Here is a 16699-nt window from a genome sequence, read left to right as displayed (position 1 = left end):
GGATCACCGCGTCCTTCGACACGCGTCGTGCCGTCGGCTTCCCCACCGACGGTTCGACACGCACGTGCTCCCTTGAGAGTAACGGGACGCGTGGGACTGGTGCGACGGCCAATGGCGGTATCAGTCCGCCTCGTGGTCGCGTCCCAGTTCCACCGAACGGTCGCGCGCCGCCTCGATGGCCGCCAGCATCGCCGCGCGCACGCCGTGCTTCTCCAGCTCGCGGATGGCCATGATGGTGGTGCCGGCGGGTGACGTGACGGCCTCGCGGAGGATGACCGGGTGCTGGTCGCCCTCGTTCAGCATGGTGGCCGCGCCGACCGCCGACTGGATGATCAGCCGGCCGGCCAGGTCGCGCGGGATGCCGAGCAGGATGCCCGCGTCGATCATGGCTTCGACCAGGTAGAAGAAGTAGGCGGGACCGGAGCCGGACAGCGCGGTGACGGCGTCCTGCTGGCTCTCCGGGACGCGGGCGACCTTGCCGACCGTGCCCAGCAGCTGCTCGACCAGGTTCAGGTGCTCGTCGGTGGCGTACTTGCCCGCCGAGATGGCGCTCATCGCCTCGCCGACGACCATCGGGGTGTTCGGCATGACCCGGACCACGGGGGTGCTGTCGGGGAGCCTGCGCTCGTACAGCGACGTCGGCAGGCCGGCGCACAGCGAGACCACCAGCGTGCCCGGCTTGAGCACGGGGGCCAGCTCGTCCAGCAGCGGTTCGATGTCCTGCGGCTTGACCGCGACCACGAGCACGTCGGCCCGCTGGGCGGCGCCGGGCACGTCGAGCCCCTCCACGCCGTACCGCTCGGTCAGCGCGGTGGCCCGTTCCGGGTGCTTCTCGGTGAACAGCAGCTCATCGGCCTTGCGCCCACCCTGCAACAGCCCCGACAGCAGCGCTTCGCCGATCTTTCCGGCACCCAACACGGCGATGGTCGTCATGCGCCAAGCCTGCCACGACCTCCCCACCCCAACACCCCAGGTCCCACCCCCACCACCGGCGTGTCCCACCTCCAGAACGCGCGTGTCCTACGCTCAGGACCCCCGAGTTCAACGCTCGGGTCACGTGGCCGGCGTCAACGCCAGCTGACGCGCCTGGCACACCAGCCGCCCGGCGGAGTCGATCACCACGGCGTCCTCGTCGAACCACTGCCCGTGCACCGCGCTGCACGACACCCGCACGCGCAGCCACCCCGGCGCCGGGTTCGCCCGCAGCAACGCGGTCAGCTGCACGGTCGGCGACCACCCGAACCGGCCCAGGTTGAACGTCACCGGCATCGAGACGTCCCCCGCGATCAGCGCGAAGTACGGGTCCGGCCGCTCACCCAGCGGACGCACCCACAGCCGCAGCACCAGCGGGTCACCCACCCGCCCGGTCAGGAACCCCGCGCCCGCCTGGTCCAGCCGCACGTCGCACACCGCGCCGAGCTTGTACACCCCGCCTGACCCCATGGACGCGAGGTCGATCGCGTCCGCGGGCGGCGCGGCGGGCATGTCGGGCAGGTCTACGTAGTCCGGCGCGGCCGTCGGCATCCGCCCGACCGTCACCACCGCCTCCACGCAGCTGCGCCCGCGCTGCTCCAACGTCGACGTCACCACGGTCGCCGTCCGCCCCGCCTTGCGCACCTGCGTCCGCAGCAGCACCGGCCCCACCTCGGGCGCGCGCAGGAACTGCGTGCTCACCGCCAGCGGCGCCAGGTCGTCGGCGCCCGGCACGACCGCCCGCGCGCTGTCCACCGCCGCCCGTGAGACCAGGGCCAGCAGGAACCCGCCGTGCGGCTTGGGACCGACGGTCCACTCCGCGGGCAGGGAGGCGGTGTACGTGCCGTCGCCCAGGGGGCGGACCGCACTGGCTAGCGAGAAGGACACAGGGCTCCTCACGAACGGCTTACCAGCGAGCGCAGGAAGAACGCGACGTTGGCCGGCCGCTCGGCGAGCCGGCGCATCAGGTACCCGTACCACTGCTCGCCGAACGGCACGTACACCCGCACGACGTGCCCCTCGGCGGCGAGGTGCTGCTGCTCGCCCGGCCGGACGCCGTAGAGGAGCTGGAACTCGAAGTCGTCGACCGACTTGCCGTACCAGCGGGCGCGTTCGGAGACGATCTCGATCAGGCGCGGGTCGTGGGTGGCGAACATCGGGTAACCGGAGCCGGCCAGCAGGACGTTGGCGCAGCGCACGTAGTTGAGGTCGACCTCGTGCGGGTCGTCGTAGGCCACCGAAGCCGGTTCGGCGTACGCGCCCTTGCACAGCCGGACGCGCGTGCCCGCGAGCTCGCGGACGTCGTCCAGGGTGCGGCGCAGGTACGCCTGGAGCACCGCACCGGTCGACGGCCAGTGGCGGCGCAGTTCGGCGAGCACGCGCAGGGTGGCGTCGGTGGTGGTGTGGTCCTCCATGTCGAGGGTGACCGTGGTGTTCGCCTGCTCGGCGGCGGCGCAGATGCGGGAGGCGTTGTCCAGCGCGAACGTCTCGTCGAGGGCCAGGCCGACGGCGGACAGCTTCACGCTGACCTCGGCGTCCGGGGCGAGGCCGCCGTCGTGCAGCTGGTCGAGCAGGTCCAGGTACGCGCGCACGGTGCGTTCGGCGGTGGCGCGGTCGGTGGTGTCCTCGCCGAGGTGGTCGAGGGTGACGCGCAGGCCGTCGCCGATGAGCCGTCCGGTCGCGTCGATCGCGTCCGCGGTGGTCTCTCCCGCCACGAACCGGCGCACCACGTCACGGCTGACGGGGGCGGTCGCGACGACCCGGCGCACCGCGTCGTTGCCCGCGGCGGCGAGGATCAACGTGCGCAACGGGTTCACGATCAAGACCCTAGCCGCTGACGGGCGCGGGAGCGGGTGCGAGTTCACACGCCGGTCGCCTGAGCGTTGAACTCGGGGGTCCTGGACGTAGGACACGCGCGACGCGAACGTAGGACACGCGCGTTCTGGAGGTAGGACACGCTGGTGGTGGAGGTGGAGCCCGGGTCAGAGGTGGAGGCGGGCGAAGAGGAGGGATTCGGCTAGGAGTTCGACGCGTTCGGCGGCCGTGCGGGCGCGGCGGGTGTTGATCTCCAGCACGACCTGGCCGGTGAAGCCGGTGCGGATCAGGTGGGCCAGCAGCTCGGCGCACGGCTGGGTGCCGCGGCCGGGCACCAGGTGCTCGTCCTTCGGCAAGCCGGAACCGTCGGCCAGGTGCACGTGGGTCAGCCCGTCGCCCATGCGCTTGGCCAGCTCCATCGCGTCCACGTGCGCGGCCGAGGCGTGCGACAGGTCCAGCGTGTAGTTCCGGTGACCCACGTCGGTCGGGTCGATCGACGGCCGGAACGCCGTCACCTGCACCGACCGCCCCCGCCCGAGCGGCCGGCGCACCGGGAACATGTTCTCCACCGCGATGGCGACGCCGCTGGCGTCCTCCAACGACGCGACCAGGTCGGCGAACCCGTCCGCGTACCGCCGCTGCCACGCGAACGGCGGGTGCAGCACGACCGTCCGCGCACCCAGGTCGACGGCCGCCTGGACGCTGCGCCGCAACCGCTCGGACGGGTCGGGCGACCACACCCGCTGGCTGATCAGCAGGCACGGCGCGTGCACGGCCAGCACCGGCACCCCGTAGCGCTTCGACAGCCGGTCCACCGCCCGCACGTCCTGGCTCACCGGGTCGGCCCACACCATGACCTCGACGCCGTCGTAGCCCAGCTCCGCCGCCGCCTCGAACGCGGCACCCGCCGGTTGCGGCCAGACGGCCGCGGTGGACAGGCCGACCGGGATCAAGAGTTCACCAGCAGCATCGCCGCAGGCGACACCGTCACGATCAACCCCACCAACACCGCCAGCACGGTCGTCTGGAGGTCGTCCGCACGGCGGATCTTGCGGACCATCATCACCAGGCCGACCGTCACCGCCAGCGCCACCACCAGCGCGGCGGGCGCGGCCGTGCGCCACAGGAAGTTGAAGCCCAGCCACAGCGCCGCGCCGCCGATCACGCCGACCGCGAGCTGGCCGAGCATGACCAGCCACTCCTTGCCCGCCGAGCGTTCGGCGGGGCGTTCGTCGTCCTCGTCGTCGATGTCGGCCAGCCCGGCGGGCTCGTCGTCGTCCAGGTCGCGGCGCTTGAAGTCGCGGCGCGAGTAGTCGTCGTCCTCGTCTTCCTCGTCGAGGTCGACGTACGGGTGGAACGCGGTGCTCTCCTGCTCCACGACCTCTTCGGGCTCGTCGTCGCCGAACCAGTCCTCGGCGGACTGGTCGGGCAGCGGCTCGGGCAGCCGGGGGGGCGCGGGCGGCACGATCAGCACCGACTCGGTCGGCAACGACTCCAGCGGCACGTTCGGCGTGAGCTTGTCGGTGATGCGCGGCATCACCTCGGTCACCGGCTCGCGAACGGGCTGGCCCAACCCGGGAGGAGTCGCCCCCGGCGGCTTCACCGCGGGCGGCGCGCCGGGCGGCACCGGGCGCACCAGGTTCGAGCGCGACTGCTCGGGCTTGACCGGCGGTTTCGGCAGGTTGGGCCGGGACGGCTCGCCCTGGTAGTCGGCCACGATCGGCGGCACGACCCTGGTTTCCTCGGCCGGGTCGACGTCGGGCGCCCGTCTGCGCCCGGACTCGACCTTCGGCGGCTCCAGCCGCGACACGTCCGGCCGGGGCACGTCCGACCGCGATCCCGGCTCCGGCCTGGGCGGCGCCGGCGGTTCGGGGCGCAGCGCCGACGGCTTCGGCCGGGACACCGGGGGCGGCGCGATCGGCGGCTGGTAGGCCGTGCGCTCGGCCTCGACGGAGCGCTGCCGCTGCGGCAGCGGGGGCGCGGCGGGCTCGGGCTCGTCGCGGACCGGCAGCATGCTGCCGCTGTCGGAGTTGATCCGGTCGATGATGGCCTGCGGAGCGGTGTCCGAGGCCTCTTCGGCACGGCGCCGTCGCCGACGCGGCGTCACCTCGCCGGAGCCCCCGCCGTACTGGGCGAGCAACTCCGCGACGGTGCGCTGGGTCTGCTCCGACTCGCTCTCTCGACTCATCAACTCCACCGTGCCCCGTGGCGGCCAGTCCGTCCAGTGTCACCCGTCCGGCGGGTGCGGTCCGGCGGGGTGGTCAGGTCCGAGCCATTAGTGTGGTCCAGCCGACGCAGGATGACACCTTCCCGCAGTGCCCAGGGACAAATCTCCAGCTCGCCGAGTGACAGGGCTCGCATCGTGGCCTCGGCCACCAGAGCACCCGCCACCAACTGGTGGGCACGGCTGGCGCTCACCCCTTCGAGCTCGGCCAGGTCCGCCGCGGACATCCGGGAGATGAACGCGATGAGCTGCCGCAGGCCCGCGTCGGTGAGCACGCGCCGCGCCCGCGGACCGGCCGACGACGGCGCCGCGCCGGTCAGCCGGGCCAGCGTGCGGAACGTCTTCGACGTGGCGACCACTCGATCGGGGGTACCCACTCGGCGGATCTTCTTCACCACCGGCGACAGCTGCTCGGCCAGCCACTCGGTCGTCTCGCGCACCTCGGTCCGGCTCGGCGGGTCGTTGCGGAACCGGGTCCGGGTCAGCCTGCCCGCGCCGAGCGGCACCGAGAACGCCTCCTCCGGCTCCTCGTCCACGCCGACCGCCAGCTCCAGCGACCCGCCGCCGATGTCCAGGCTCAGCAGCCTGCCCGCCGACCAGCCGTACCAGCGGCGCACCGCGAGGAACGTGTACCGCGCCTCGTCCTCGCCGGTCAGCACCTGCAGGTCGACGCCGGTCTCGCCGCGGACCCGGTCCAGCACTTCGGCCGAGTTGCCCGCCTCGCGCACCGCGGACGTCGCGAACGCCATCAGGTCCTCGCAGCCCAGTCGCTCCGCCGCCGCCTTGGACGCGGCGACGGTGCGCACCAGCTGGTCGGCGCCCTCGCGGCCGAGCATCCCGGAGCCGTCCAGCTGCTCGGCGAGCCGCAGCACGGACTTCTCGGAACTCATCGGCGTCGGGTGGGCACCCCGATGAGCGTCCACCACCAAGAGGTGGACGGTGTTGGACCCGACATCAAGCACCCCTAGGCGCACGCGGTGCACCGTACCTGGTCGGGATGATCAGGATTCGAACTTGTATCCCAGTCCGCGCACGGTGACCAGGTGGCGCGGCGCCGACGGGTCGGGCTCGATCTTCGAGCGCAGCCGCTTGACGTGCACGTCCAGGGTTTTGGTGTCGCCGACGTAGTCCGCGCCCCACACCCGGTCGATCAGTTGGCCGCGGGTCAACACCCGGCCGACGTTGCGCAGCAGGTACTCCAGGAGGTCGAACTCCTTGAGCGGGAGGCTCACCTCGCCGCCGTCCACGGTCACCACGTGCCGCTCGACGTCCATCCGCACCGGCCCGGCCTCCAGGACCTGCGGCAACAGCTCCTCGGACTCGCCGCCGCGGCGCAGCACGGCGCGGATGCGGGCGATCAGCTCGCGCGCCGAGTACGGCTTGGTGACGTAGTCGTCCGCGCCCAGCTCCAGGCCGACGACCTTGTCGATCTCGCTGTCCCGCGCGGTCACCATGATCACCGGCACGGCGGAGCGGGCGCGCAACTGCTTGCACACGTCGGTGCCGCTCATCCCGGGGAGCATGAGGTCGAGCAGCACGATGTCGGCGCCGTTGCGGTCGAACTCCTCCAACGCCTCCTGGCCGGTGGCCGCGAGCGCCGCGGTGAAGCCCTCCTTGCGCAGCAGGAAGGCGAGCGGATCGGCGAAGGACTCCTCGTCCTCCACGATGAGCACCCTGGTCACAGCTCTCCTCCGTGGTTGCTGCCCGCGCCGCTCGGCACGGGGCTCGCCAGCTCCTGCTGGGGCAGGTCCTGCGTCGGCTCGTCCTGGTCGGGATGGGCCGGGATGCGCAAGGTGAACGTGGAGCCGGTGCCGGGCAGGCTCCACAGCCTCACCTCGCCGCCGTGGTTGTTGGCGACGTGCTTGACGATCGCCAGGCCGAGGCCGGTGCCGCCGGTGGCGCGCGACCGGGCCTTGTCGACCCGGTAGAAGCGCTCGAACACGCGGGTCTGCTGGTCCTCGGCGATGCCGATGCCGCGGTCGGTGACCGCGATCTCGATGAAACCGTCGTCGGCCGACTTGCGGCTGACCGACACGGGGCTGCCCGGCGGCGAGTACGCGACCGCGTTGTCGAGCAGGTTGCTCAACGCGGTGACCAGCAGTGTCCGGTCGCCCTCGACCTCCAGGCCGCTTGGCGGGTCGGTGGAGATCTCGATGCCCGCGGACTCGGCGGCCAGCCTGGACCGGCTCATCGCCTCGTCGATGACCACGTCGACCTCGACGCGGCTGAGCTCCGGCAGCTTCTCCGCGCCCTGCAACCGCGACAGCGCGATCAGCTCGGTGACCAGGGTGCCCAGCCGGGTGGCCTCCTGCATGATCTTGGCGCTGAACCGACGGACCTCCTCCTGGTCGTCCGCGGCGTCCAGCACCGCCTCGGCCAGCAGCGCGAGCGCGCCGACCGGGGTCTTGAGCTCGTGGCTGACGTTGGCCACGAAGTCGCGCCTGGTCGCCTCCAGCCGCACCGACTCGGACTCGTCGGAGGCGTCGACCACGACGAAGCCCTCGGTGAGCACCTTGACCGCGGCGTGCACGGCCTGCGGCTGGCGGCCCTTGATGACCTCCAGCGAGGACAGGTCGACCGAGATCACGCCACCGTTGCGGCGGGCCATCTCGGCGGCGCGTCTGGCGCGGTCGTCGACCCGGTTGTTGCGCACCACGCCCAGCTCCTCGGCGCGGGTGTTGTGGAGCACGACGTCACCGAAGCCGTTGAGCACGGCGATGCCGTTGGGTGAGGTGTTCACCACCCTGGCCATGAGGTCGGCGACGGTCAGGCCTTTGGGACGCGTCTCGCGGGCCCGTGCGGTAGTCCGTCCGGCGAGAAACGCACCGCCGCCGATCAGCAGAGCGCCGATCGACAGGACGAGGTAACCCGTTGCGGTCACAAGCGCATCGTAAGCAGGTCAGGGCGGGTGTGGCCTAGTACCGAGGCGTGGTTCGTGACTCCCGTGACACCGTCCGGGACCGATGTTTTCCCGGCGGACGACCTGCGTTCACCCAATCGTGTCCAATTGAGCCGGGTCCTGTTCGGACAGGTGCAGAGCGGCGGAAGCCGGGTTCTCCTCCAGGTGACGAGCGGAGGACGTGCCGGGGGTGCCGGGCGCGTCGGACACGGGTGCGCGCCGGACACGGGCGTGGCCGGATGAACGAGACGGCGGCACGCGCGCCGGGTGGGACCCTGCGCACGTGCCGCCGTCTCGTGGCGGAGCTGACGACCGGGCTAGGCGCGGCCCTGGTTGGCGACGGCCTTGATCGCGTCCGCGGCCGCGTCCGGGTCGAGGTACTCGCCGCCCGGCTTGAGCGGCTGGAGCTCCTCGTCCAGGTCGTAGCGCAGCGGGATGCCGGTGGGGATGTTCAGGCCGGCGATCGCCTCGTCGGAGACGCCGTCGAGGTGCTTGACCAGGGCGCGCAGCGAGTTGCCGTGCGCGGCGACGAGGACCGTCCGGCCCGTGCGCAGGTCCGGCACGATCGCGGACTCCCAGTACGGGATCATCCGCTTGACCACGTCCAGCAGGCACTCGGTGAGCGGCAGGTCCGGGCCGAGGTCGGCGTAGCGGGGGTCGCTGTCCTGGCTGAACTCGGCGCCGGGCGCGATCGGCGGCGGCGGGGTGTCGTAGGAGCGCCGCCAGAGCATGAACTGCTCCTCGCCGAACTCCTCCAGCGTCTGCTTCTTGTTCTTGCCCTGGAGCGCGCCGTAGTGGCGCTCGTTGAGCCGCCAGTCCCGGCGGACCGGGATCCAGTGCCGGTCGGCCGCGTCGAGGGCGAGGTTGGCGGTGCCGATCGCCCGCCGCAGCAGCGACGTGTGCACCACGTCGGGCAGCACGCCCGCCTCGCGCAGCAGCACACCGCCGCGCTTCGCCTCGTCCACGCCCTTCTCCGAGAGGGGGACGTCCACCCAACCGGTGAACAGGTTCTCCGCGTTCCAGACGCTCTCGCCGTGGCGGAGCAGCACCAGCGTTCCGACAGCCATGGGCGTCAGCCTGCCAGATGGGCGGGGCCGGCTCACCCCGGTGGTCACTGTGATCTTGATCGGTGCAGCGACCGGGCCGGGTCGGGCCTCTCGCGGGCCCGACCCGAAGCCTGATCAGCCGCCGAGGCCGCCGGGGAGGCCGCCGCCCAGACCACCCAGGCCACCGAGACCACTGCTCAGCTGGCTCACCACGGCGCCGAGCGCCTGCTGCGCGGCGGCCAGCGGGCTGCCGCCGGGAACGGCGTCCATCGGGGACGCGTTGGCGGCCGGTGCGGCGAGCAGGATGACGGCGGTGGCGCCGGCCGAGACGGCCAGCCTTCCGAGGATGCGCATGCGTAAGTCCTCCGATGTGTGATTCGCGATTTGCACCCGACATGGTTGTGCTGCGTGACCGGTCCGGCTCGCTGAGTAGCCGACAACAACACCATCGGGTGGTAATCAGGTCCCGAGGGACGCGATGGGATCGGCTGCGGGCGGGGAGGGGGCGTCCGGTGGCGGAGTGGACTTCTTCGTCGCCTACACGCTGGCGGACCGGGCGTGGGCGGAGTGGATGGCCTGGGAGCTCGAAGCCGCCGGGCCGCCTCGGCCACCACAGGGAGACCCGGGCGCGGCCGGCACGGGCCGTGGCCATCCAGGAGGCGGCCTCCGGCCCCGACCACCCCGAGGTGGCGATCCGGCTGAGCAACCTGGGGCCTGGCCACCCTCGCCCTGGGCCGCCCCACCGAGGCCCGCCCACTGCTGGAACGAGCCGTGACCACGGCCGAAGCCGCCTACGGCCAACACCACCCGGCCGTCACCGTCCGCCTGGAGAACCCCGCCGCCGTGCTCCGCGCCCTGAACCTGCCCCACGAAGCCGAACCGCTGGAACAGCGGGCCAAGTCCTCACCGCGACCGAAACCCCCGGCAGCGGACCACCGGGGGCTTGGTCGAGGTCAGGTCGACGGGTCAGGCCGACGCGCCGGCCTCGCGGGCGCGGAGGTCCTTGCGGAGGATCTTGCCGGCGGCCGACTTCGGGATCGCTTCGATGAACTCCACGACCCGCACCTTCTTGTGCGGGGCGACCTGGGAGGCGACGAAGGTCATCACGCCGGACTCGTCCAGGGCGGTGCCCGGTTGGCGGACGATGAAGGCCTTCGGCACTTCTTCGCCCTCGTGATCGCGCACGCCGACCACGGCGGCGTCGGCGATCTCCGGGTGGGTCAGCAGCAGGGCCTCCAGCTCGGCCGGCGGCACCTGGTAGCCCTTGTACTTGATCAGCTCCTTGACCCGGTCGACGATGCTGACCAGGCCCCGCTCGTCGATCACGGCCACGTCGCCGGTGTGCAGCCAACCCTCGGCGTCGAGGGTGGCGGCGGTGGCGTCGGGGTTGTTCAGGTAGCCCTTCATCACGTTCGGGCCGCGGCACCACAGCTCGCCGCGCTCGCCGACGCCCACGTCCTCGCCGGTGGCCGGGTCCACGAAGCGGCACTCCATGTTCGGCGCGATCACGCCGACCGTGCCCACGGAGATGTCGTCGCGCCCGTCCGGGATCGCGTGGCTGACCGGGCTCATCTCGGTCATCCCGTACCCCTGCGAGACGCGGCACCCGAGGCGCTCGGCGACCGCCGCCGCGAGGTCCACGTCCAGCGGCGCGGCGCCGGAGAAGATCGTGTCGATGCCGGACAGGTCGTACTGGTCGACCAGCGGGTGCTTGGCCAGCGCCACCGCGACCGGCGGTGCGATGTAGACCCGGTCGGTCCGGTGGTCCTGGATCACCCGGAGGAACTCGGGCAGGTCGAACTTCGGCAGCGTCACCACCGTGCCGCCGACGTGCAGGCCGTTGTTCATCAGCACCTGCATGCCGTAGATGTGGAAGAACGGCAGCACGGCGAGGATCTTCGTCTCCCCGCCCACCCGCAGCAGCGGCCCGCACTGGACGATGTTCGCCACCAGGTTGCGGTGCGTCAGCATCACGCCCTTGGCCCGGCCGGTCGTGCCGGACGAGTACGGCAGCACGGCCACGTCCTCGGCCGGGTCGATGGAGACCTCCGGCGTCGGCTCGGAGTTGGCCAGCAGCGACGACAGGCTGGGGTAGCCGTCGGCGGCGTCGAGCACCACCACGTCCGAGATCCCGGCCTTCTCCGCGCCCGGCGCCGCGTTCGGCAGCAGCACGGACACCGTGAACAGCATCTTCGCGCCCGCGTCGGTCAGCTGGTGCGCGACCTCGTCGGCGGTGTAGAGGGCGTTGATGGTGGTCGCGGTCGCGCCCGCGCGCAGGATGCCGTGGAACACGACGGCGTAGAACGGGGTGTTCGGGCTGAGGATGCCGACGACGTCGCCCTTGCCGATCCCCCTGGCGGCCAGCGCGGCGGCCAGTCGATCGACCGCCCCGACCAGTTGGCGGTAGGTGAGCGACGCGCCGGAGGTGCCGTCGACCAGGGCGACCCGGTCGGCGCGCTCGCCGAGGTCGGCGAACAGCAACTCGTGCAGCGAGACGTCCGGGACCGCGACATCGGGGAACGGACTGCGGAAGACCATGCGGCTGCCTCATTCATCCAGGGGGCGGGCTGCCGCCATCGTGAGTCACGCCACATCGCTGGTCAAGGCAGTCGGCAATCCCGCTACAGCGTTACTTAACTCGGCTAAGAACACCCGAATGGACCAGTGCGGCCCCTTGTGGCGGGAGCCGGCCATCTGCCAAGTTGGCAGAGCTCCGCGGGTCGCGTTCCCACGCACTCCGAACGACCCGCGCGGCACGACCGCGGTTCGCCATCCCCCCGTCGAACCGCGGCCCGCTGGGAAATCCGGGCTCCCCCCGCCCGGATCCGTTTCAGCGGGGACTGACGCGGAGCGGCTTGAACTTGCGACTCCCCCTCTCTCCCAAGCCGCTCCGCGCTCCCCGCGCGTTGGTGCTCCCGGTCTCGACGGGAACCACCGCTCGAACGGTGGTTACGGCGTGCTCGACGAGGCGACCGGCGGCGGGGTGACCGCGCTCCGCCGGCGACGACGCCACCACAGGTAGGCGAAGGTCGGCACGCCCAGCACCACCGCGAACGGCAGCACGCCACCCAGCACCACCAGCAACCAGCCGAACGCGCTCACCAGCGCCTTCCAACCACCGGCGAACGCGTCCAGGAAGTCGTTCTCCTCGGCCACGGCCACCGGCGCGCCCGTGGCCGAGATGGCCACGTTCAGCGTCGACATGGCGACCTGGCCCTTGAGCGTCTCGTACCGGCGCTGCAACGACTCCAGCTCGGACTGCCGCTTGGTCAGCTCCGCCTCGATGTCGGTGATCTCCGACGTGCTCCCGGCCCGCTCCAGCAGCCCCCGCACCCGCTCGACGCTGGCCCGCTGGTTGGCGAGCCTGGCCTCGATGTCGACGAGCTGCTCGGTCACGTCCTCGGTCTTCAGCTCACGCTTGGCGACCTCGACGCCCTCCAGCCCGGTGATGGACTCCAGCACGGCGTCCAGCCGGTCGCCGGGCACTTTCAACGTCACCGAGGCCCGGTTGGAGAACGAGCTCTCCTGCGACGAGTACCCGCCCGCCGCGATGACCAGGTCCTTCACCTCGGACAGCACCTGCGTGGCTTCCGGCGCGCGGAGCTCGACCGTCGCGGTGCGCACGAGCTGCCGGTTCAGCTGCGCCGACGAGCCCGCCTGCTGCGCCTGACCGGACTGGTCCTGACCCGACTGCGCCTCGCCCGCCTTGCCCTTGGCCGCGGCCTCCTGCTTCGGCGCGCCGCCCAGCATCGCGTTGTCCTGCGGCGCCATCGCCGGCGCGTCGGCCGACGTCCCCGCCGAGTCCGCCCCGCACCCGGCCAGCACGACCGCCGCGAACGCGGCGACCACCAACCCCACCCGTCTGCCCATCTGTGTCCCTCCCTGGTTCCCGGTCACCGGTGGGACGGGGCGCGGGCTCACCCCCGTTGCGCGGCGGTGATCACGATTCGGACACCAGGTGCCGGAACGCCTGGAGGTTGGCCAGCGACTCGCCGCGCGAGACCCGCCAGTCCCACTCCCGCTTGATGGCTCCCGCGAACCCGATCTCCAGCAGCGTGTTGAAGTCGCCGTCGGCGGCCTCGACCACCTGCCCGAGCACGCGGTCCAGCTCGTCGGGCGTCACGGCGTGCGGCGCGATCCGGCCGACCAGGTAGATGTCGCCGGTCGTGTCGATCGTGTAGTGCACGCCGTAGAGCTTGGCGTTGCGCCGCAGCAGGAACCGGTAGACGTCCTCGTGCGCTTCGTCCGGCTTGCGGCACACGAACGCCTCCACCACCAGCGCGTGCCTGCCGACCACGAGCCAGCAGTTCGTCTGGAGCTTCTTGGCGCCGGGCAGGGTCACGAAGAACCGGCCGGGCTCCTTGCTCTCGTAGCGCAGCTCCCGGTCGTCCAGCGTCGACCGGATGACGTCGTCCAGGCTCAAGCGAAGACCTCCTCGCGGAACACGTCGCGTGCTTCGGCGTACCCCGCGAGGAGTGAATCAGTCGTGCGGTCCCAGGAGAACCGGCGGGCGTGGCCCACGGTGTTGCCGGCCAGCTCCTCCCGGCGCGCGGGGCTCAGCGCGATGTCGGACAGCGCCCGCGCCCACGGCCCGGCGTCGTGGCCGTCCACCAGCGCGCCGGACACACCGTCGCGCACGGCCACCGGCAGGCCGCCGACGGCCGCCGCCACGACCGGCGTGCCGCACGCCTGCGCCTCCAGCGCGACCAGGCCGAACGACTCGTTGTAGCTGGGCACGGCGACCACGTCGGCGGCCCGGTAGACCCGCGCCAGCGCCTCGCCGCCCTGCGGCGGCAGGAACCGCACGACATCGGAGATCCGCAGTTCGGCCGCCAGCCGGACCAGCTCGTCGGGCGTCTTCATGCCCGAACCGGACGGCCCGCCGACGACCAGCACCACCAGCCGCGACCGCAGCCCCGGATCGCGCACCACCATCTCGGCCGCCGCGCGCAGCAGCACGTCCGGCGCCTTCAACGGCTGGATGCGCCCCACGAACGCGAGCACGACCGAGTCCGGCCGCAGCCCCAGCGCGGTCCGCGCCTGGTCCCGGTCGCCGGGGGTGAACCGCTCCAGGTCCACGCCCGGCGGCACGACCAGCACCTTCGCCGGGTCGGCGTCGTACAGCTTGACCAGCTCGGCGGCCTCGACGTCGGTGTTGGCGACCAGCCGGTCGGCCTCGGCGACCACCTGCTCCTCGCCGATCACCCGCATCCGCGGCTCCGGCGTGTCGTCCGCGGCCAGCGCCAGGTTCTTCACCTTGGCCAGGGTGTGCGCGGTGTGCACCAGCGGCACGGCCCAGCGCTCCCGGGCCAGCCAGCCGACCTGCCCGGACAGCCAGTAGTGCGAGTGGACGACGTCGTAGTGGCCGGGCTCGTGCCGTGCCTCGGCCCGCAGCACGCCCGCCGTGAACGCGCACAGCTGACCCGGCAGCTCCTCCTTGCCCAGGCCCTCGAACGGACCCGCCACCACGTGCCGCACGTGCACGCCCGGTGCGAGTTCGGCGACCGGCGGCAGCTCCGAGGACGTGGCCCGGGTGAAGATCTCCACCTCGATGCCGCGCTGCGCCATCCGCGTCGCGGTCTGCACGATGTAGACGTTCATGCCGCCCGCGTCGCCCGTGCCGGGCTGCTCCAGCGGCGAGGTGTGCACCGAGAGCACCGCGACCCGCTTCACCGGGAGACCTCGGCGACGAACCCGGCGAGGTCGGCGGCGAACCGCTCGGGTCGTTCCAGGAACGGCGCGTGGCCGGTGCGGTCGTAGCGGCGCAAGTCGGCTCCGGGGATCAGGGCCGCCGCGTACTCACCGGCGGCCGGGTCGACCACCTCGTCGGCGGTGCCGTGCACCACCAGTGTCGGCTTGTCCACCGCCTTCAGCACGGCGGCGCTGTCCACGTCACGCCGGAACATCTCGCCCCGCACCCGCGGCGGCACCCGCAGCGCCGTGCCCAGCATGCGTTGCACCAGCTCGCCGGGCAGCCCGGGGGCCTGGTCGCGGCAGAACTCGGCCAGCGCGGGCACGGCCACCGCCGGGTCCTCCGACAGCGAGCCGGCCAGGGTGGCCTTCGACAACCGCCCGGTGACCCCGCCGGGCCGGTCGCGCCCGAGCTCGGTGATCGCCCCGACCAGCACCAGCCCGTCGACGCCGGCCGTGCCGTGCGCGCGCAGGTAGTCGGCGATCACCAGCCCGCCGTAGGACCACCCGACCAGCACCGCGGACCGACCGACGTGGTCGAGCACCGCCTTGAGGTCGGCCGCCCAGCACGCGGAGTCGCGGTAACCACCCTCGGTGACCTCCGACTCGCCGTGCCCGCGCAGGTCCGGCGCGTAGCAGCGCAACGACGGAGCAGGCGGCCACACCTCCCCGGACTGCGCCCATCCGTGCACCAGCACGACCGCGGGGGCGTCCGCCGGGCCGGACTCGCGGACCGACAACCGGACGCCCTCGGCGTCGAGGAGAGTGTTCTGCACGACCTACGACAACGCGCGGGTCAACCCATCGCTTCCCGAAGCAAGCGAATTTCCGCCATCGAGCCCGACCTCACAGGGCCGACATCGTCTGCCACTGCGCCCACGGGATCTGCCAGTCGTACCAGTCGTACTGCGCCGGCAGCGTCATGACCGCTCCCGTCACCTCGACCGGGTCGCCGACCAACGCACTGTCGTAGTAGGCCTTCGCGTCCGCTTCCAGCAGGTTCGCGCACCCGTGCGAGGTGTTGTTCTTGCCGATGTTGGCCGCGTTGTCGTTGTTCTCGTGGATGAACTCGCCGTGGTTGGAGATCCGCACGGCCCACTTCTTGACCACGTTGGTGTAGCCGTAGCGCGGGTTGTCGAAGCTGAACTGCGGGTCCTTCTGCATCACCACGAACGTGCCGTTCGGCGTGTTCAGCTCCGGGTCGTCGTCCTTGCCGAACGACGCCGGGTAGGTCGCCACCGTCTGGCCGTCGCGCTGCACCACGAGCTGGTGCGACGGCGTGTCGATCTTCACGACCTGGTTGCGGCCGATGGTGAAGTCGCTGGTCACGTCCGCGCGGCCGTAGGCGCCGCCGCCGTAGGGCACGCCGTACAGCTTCGCCTCGACGTGGACCTGGGTGTTCGCGGGCCAGTACGTCTCCGGCCGGTAGTGCACCGAGCGGGAGCTCAGCCACGCCCAGCTGCCCTGCACGCCTGCCGAGTTGGTCACGCTCAGCGCCTTCTCCACGGTGGCCCGGTCCGCGACGTCGGCGTCGAACTCGACCTTGATCGGGACCGCGACGCCCATCGTCTGGTTGTCGCCGGGGAACAGCGTGGCGCGCACCTGGCTCGCCGGGTTCAGGGTGGTGAACGCGCCCTTCAGGTCGACTGGCCTGCCGTCGGTGCCGGTCGCCCGGCCCGCGTAGGTGTAGCTCTTGCCGAAGCCGAGCGGCTCGGTGCTGGCCCAGGACCTCTTGTCCTCGGTGAGCTTGCCCCCGACGGCCTTGCCCTCCGGGCTGGTGACCGTGACCTGGTCGATCGCACCCTCGGCGACGGTGACCTGCACGGGCACGTTCACCGGCACGTCCTTGGCGCCGTCCGCGGGCACGGTGGTGAACTTCGCCACCGGCGGGTTGTCGCCGCCGACCGGTTTGGCCGAGCCGGGTTCCACCTGCGCCGAGCAGCCGACCAGCAGGGCCAAGCCGACCAGCAGAGCAGCCGATTTCCTGTGCACGTTACGACCTCCCGATCGAAGGACGCCCCACGCGACTTCCGGTGCGGGTGAGCTGCATCA

General features: G+C 72.1%; 16 protein-coding genes. All 16 read right to left on the bottom strand.

The window, feature by feature from the left end; genetic code table 11:
• Window positions 1–120: 120 nt before the first annotated feature.
• Window positions 121–933: a pyrroline-5-carboxylate reductase gene (gene proC, locus AB0K14_RS18600; RefSeq protein ID WP_360452635.1), complete on the bottom strand. Its 813-nt coding sequence runs from the start codon at window positions 931–933 to the stop codon at window positions 121–123.
• 120 nt (window positions 934–1053) lie between these two features.
• A complete protein-coding gene (locus AB0K14_RS18595; RefSeq protein ID WP_360452633.1) occupies window positions 1054–1860 on the bottom strand; it encodes a thioesterase family protein in 807 nt (268 codons plus the stop codon).
• Window positions 1861–1868: 8 nt separating this feature from the next.
• On the bottom strand, window positions 1869–2789 hold the full coding sequence (locus AB0K14_RS18590) for a proline dehydrogenase family protein (RefSeq protein WP_360452631.1): 921 nt from the start codon (window positions 2787–2789) through the stop codon (window positions 1869–1871).
• 165 nt (window positions 2790–2954) lie between these two features.
• On the bottom strand, window positions 2955–3740 hold the full coding sequence (locus AB0K14_RS18585; RefSeq protein ID WP_360452629.1) for a sugar phosphate isomerase/epimerase family protein: 786 nt from the start codon (window positions 3738–3740) through the stop codon (window positions 2955–2957).
• A complete protein-coding gene (locus tag AB0K14_RS18580; protein ID WP_360452627.1) occupies window positions 3737–4975 on the bottom strand; it encodes a hypothetical protein in 1239 nt (412 codons plus the stop codon). Before AB0K14_RS18580 ends, AB0K14_RS18585 begins: the two co-directional genes overlap by 4 nt.
• Complete coding sequence (locus AB0K14_RS18575; protein WP_360452625.1) at window positions 4975–5985, bottom strand: Ppx/GppA phosphatase family protein; 1011 nt, start codon at window positions 5983–5985, stop codon at window positions 4975–4977. The genes AB0K14_RS18580 and AB0K14_RS18575 overlap by 1 nt, the downstream gene beginning before the upstream one ends.
• Before the next feature lie 27 nt (window positions 5986–6012).
• Window positions 6013–6693 (bottom strand): response regulator transcription factor, encoded by a 681-nt coding sequence (locus AB0K14_RS18570; RefSeq protein WP_230566366.1) that lies wholly within the window; start codon window positions 6691–6693, stop codon window positions 6013–6015.
• Window positions 6690–7892 carry an ATP-binding protein gene (locus tag AB0K14_RS18565; protein WP_360452622.1) on the bottom strand — a complete coding sequence of 401 codons (1203 nt, stop codon included), beginning with the start codon at window positions 7890–7892 and terminating at the stop codon, window positions 6690–6692. Before AB0K14_RS18565 ends, AB0K14_RS18570 begins: the two co-directional genes overlap by 4 nt.
• A gap of 335 nt (window positions 7893–8227) precedes the next feature.
• Complete coding sequence (locus tag AB0K14_RS18560) at window positions 8228–8977, bottom strand: phosphoglyceromutase (RefSeq protein ID WP_360452620.1); 750 nt, start codon at window positions 8975–8977, stop codon at window positions 8228–8230.
• 114 nt (window positions 8978–9091) lie between these two features.
• Window positions 9092–9310, bottom strand: a complete 219-nt coding sequence (locus AB0K14_RS18555; RefSeq protein ID WP_360452618.1) for a hypothetical protein — start codon at window positions 9308–9310, stop codon at window positions 9092–9094.
• Window positions 9311–9922: 612 nt separating this feature from the next.
• Window positions 9923–11494, bottom strand: coding sequence for an AMP-binding protein (locus AB0K14_RS18550; RefSeq protein WP_360452616.1), 1572 nt, complete (start codon window positions 11492–11494; stop codon window positions 9923–9925).
• Window positions 11495–11905: 411 nt separating this feature from the next.
• The gene (locus AB0K14_RS18545) at window positions 11906–12826 is read right to left on the bottom strand and encodes a DUF4349 domain-containing protein (protein WP_360452614.1); all 921 of its coding nucleotides are present in this window, start codon (window positions 12824–12826) and stop codon (window positions 11906–11908) included.
• A 70-nt stretch (window positions 12827–12896) separates the two neighbouring features.
• A complete protein-coding gene (locus AB0K14_RS18540; RefSeq protein WP_360452612.1) occupies window positions 12897–13379 on the bottom strand; it encodes a YbjN domain-containing protein in 483 nt (160 codons plus the stop codon).
• A complete protein-coding gene (mshA, locus tag AB0K14_RS18535) occupies window positions 13376–14629 on the bottom strand; it encodes a D-inositol-3-phosphate glycosyltransferase (protein ID WP_360452610.1) in 1254 nt (417 codons plus the stop codon). Before mshA ends, AB0K14_RS18540 begins: the two co-directional genes overlap by 4 nt.
• The gene (locus AB0K14_RS18530; RefSeq protein ID WP_360452608.1) at window positions 14626–15423 is read right to left on the bottom strand and encodes an alpha/beta hydrolase; all 798 of its coding nucleotides are present in this window, start codon (window positions 15421–15423) and stop codon (window positions 14626–14628) included. The genes mshA and AB0K14_RS18530 overlap by 4 nt, the downstream gene beginning before the upstream one ends.
• 70 nt (window positions 15424–15493) lie before the next feature.
• Entirely contained in the window at window positions 15494–16639 is a 1146-nt protein-coding gene (locus tag AB0K14_RS18525) for an Ig-like domain-containing protein (RefSeq protein WP_360452606.1), read from the bottom strand.
• Between the last annotated feature and the right edge of the window lie 60 nt (window positions 16640–16699).

Source organism: Actinosynnema sp. NPDC050801 (genome assembly GCF_040673975.1).
Classification (GTDB): Bacteria; Actinomycetota; Actinomycetes; order Mycobacteriales; family Pseudonocardiaceae; genus Actinosynnema.
The sequence above is the reverse complement of the archived record's forward strand: the minus strand, read 5'-3'. Positions and strand labels throughout refer to the sequence as shown.

What these genes read in the sequence shown, in the direction of transcription:
- proC (WP_360452635.1), bottom strand. Translation starts at nt 933, where the DNA reads ATGACGACCATCGCCGTGTTGGGTGCCGGAAAGATCGGCGAAGCGCTG.
- AB0K14_RS18580 (WP_360452627.1), bottom strand. Translation starts at nt 4,975, where the DNA reads ATGAGTCGAGAGAGCGAGTCGGAGCAGACCCAGCGCACCGTCGCGGAG.
- AB0K14_RS18560 (WP_360452620.1), bottom strand. Translation starts at nt 8,977, where the DNA reads ATGGCTGTCGGAACGCTGGTGCTGCTCCGCCACGGCGAGAGCGTCTGG.
- AB0K14_RS18555 (WP_360452618.1), bottom strand. Translation starts at nt 9,310, where the DNA reads ATGCGCATCCTCGGAAGGCTGGCCGTCTCGGCCGGCGCCACCGCCGTC.
- AB0K14_RS18550 (WP_360452616.1), bottom strand. Translation starts at nt 11,494, where the DNA reads ATGGTCTTCCGCAGTCCGTTCCCCGATGTCGCGGTCCCGGACGTCTCG.
- AB0K14_RS18545 (WP_360452614.1), bottom strand. Translation starts at nt 12,826, where the DNA reads ATGGGCAGACGGGTGGGGTTGGTGGTCGCCGCGTTCGCGGCGGTCGTG.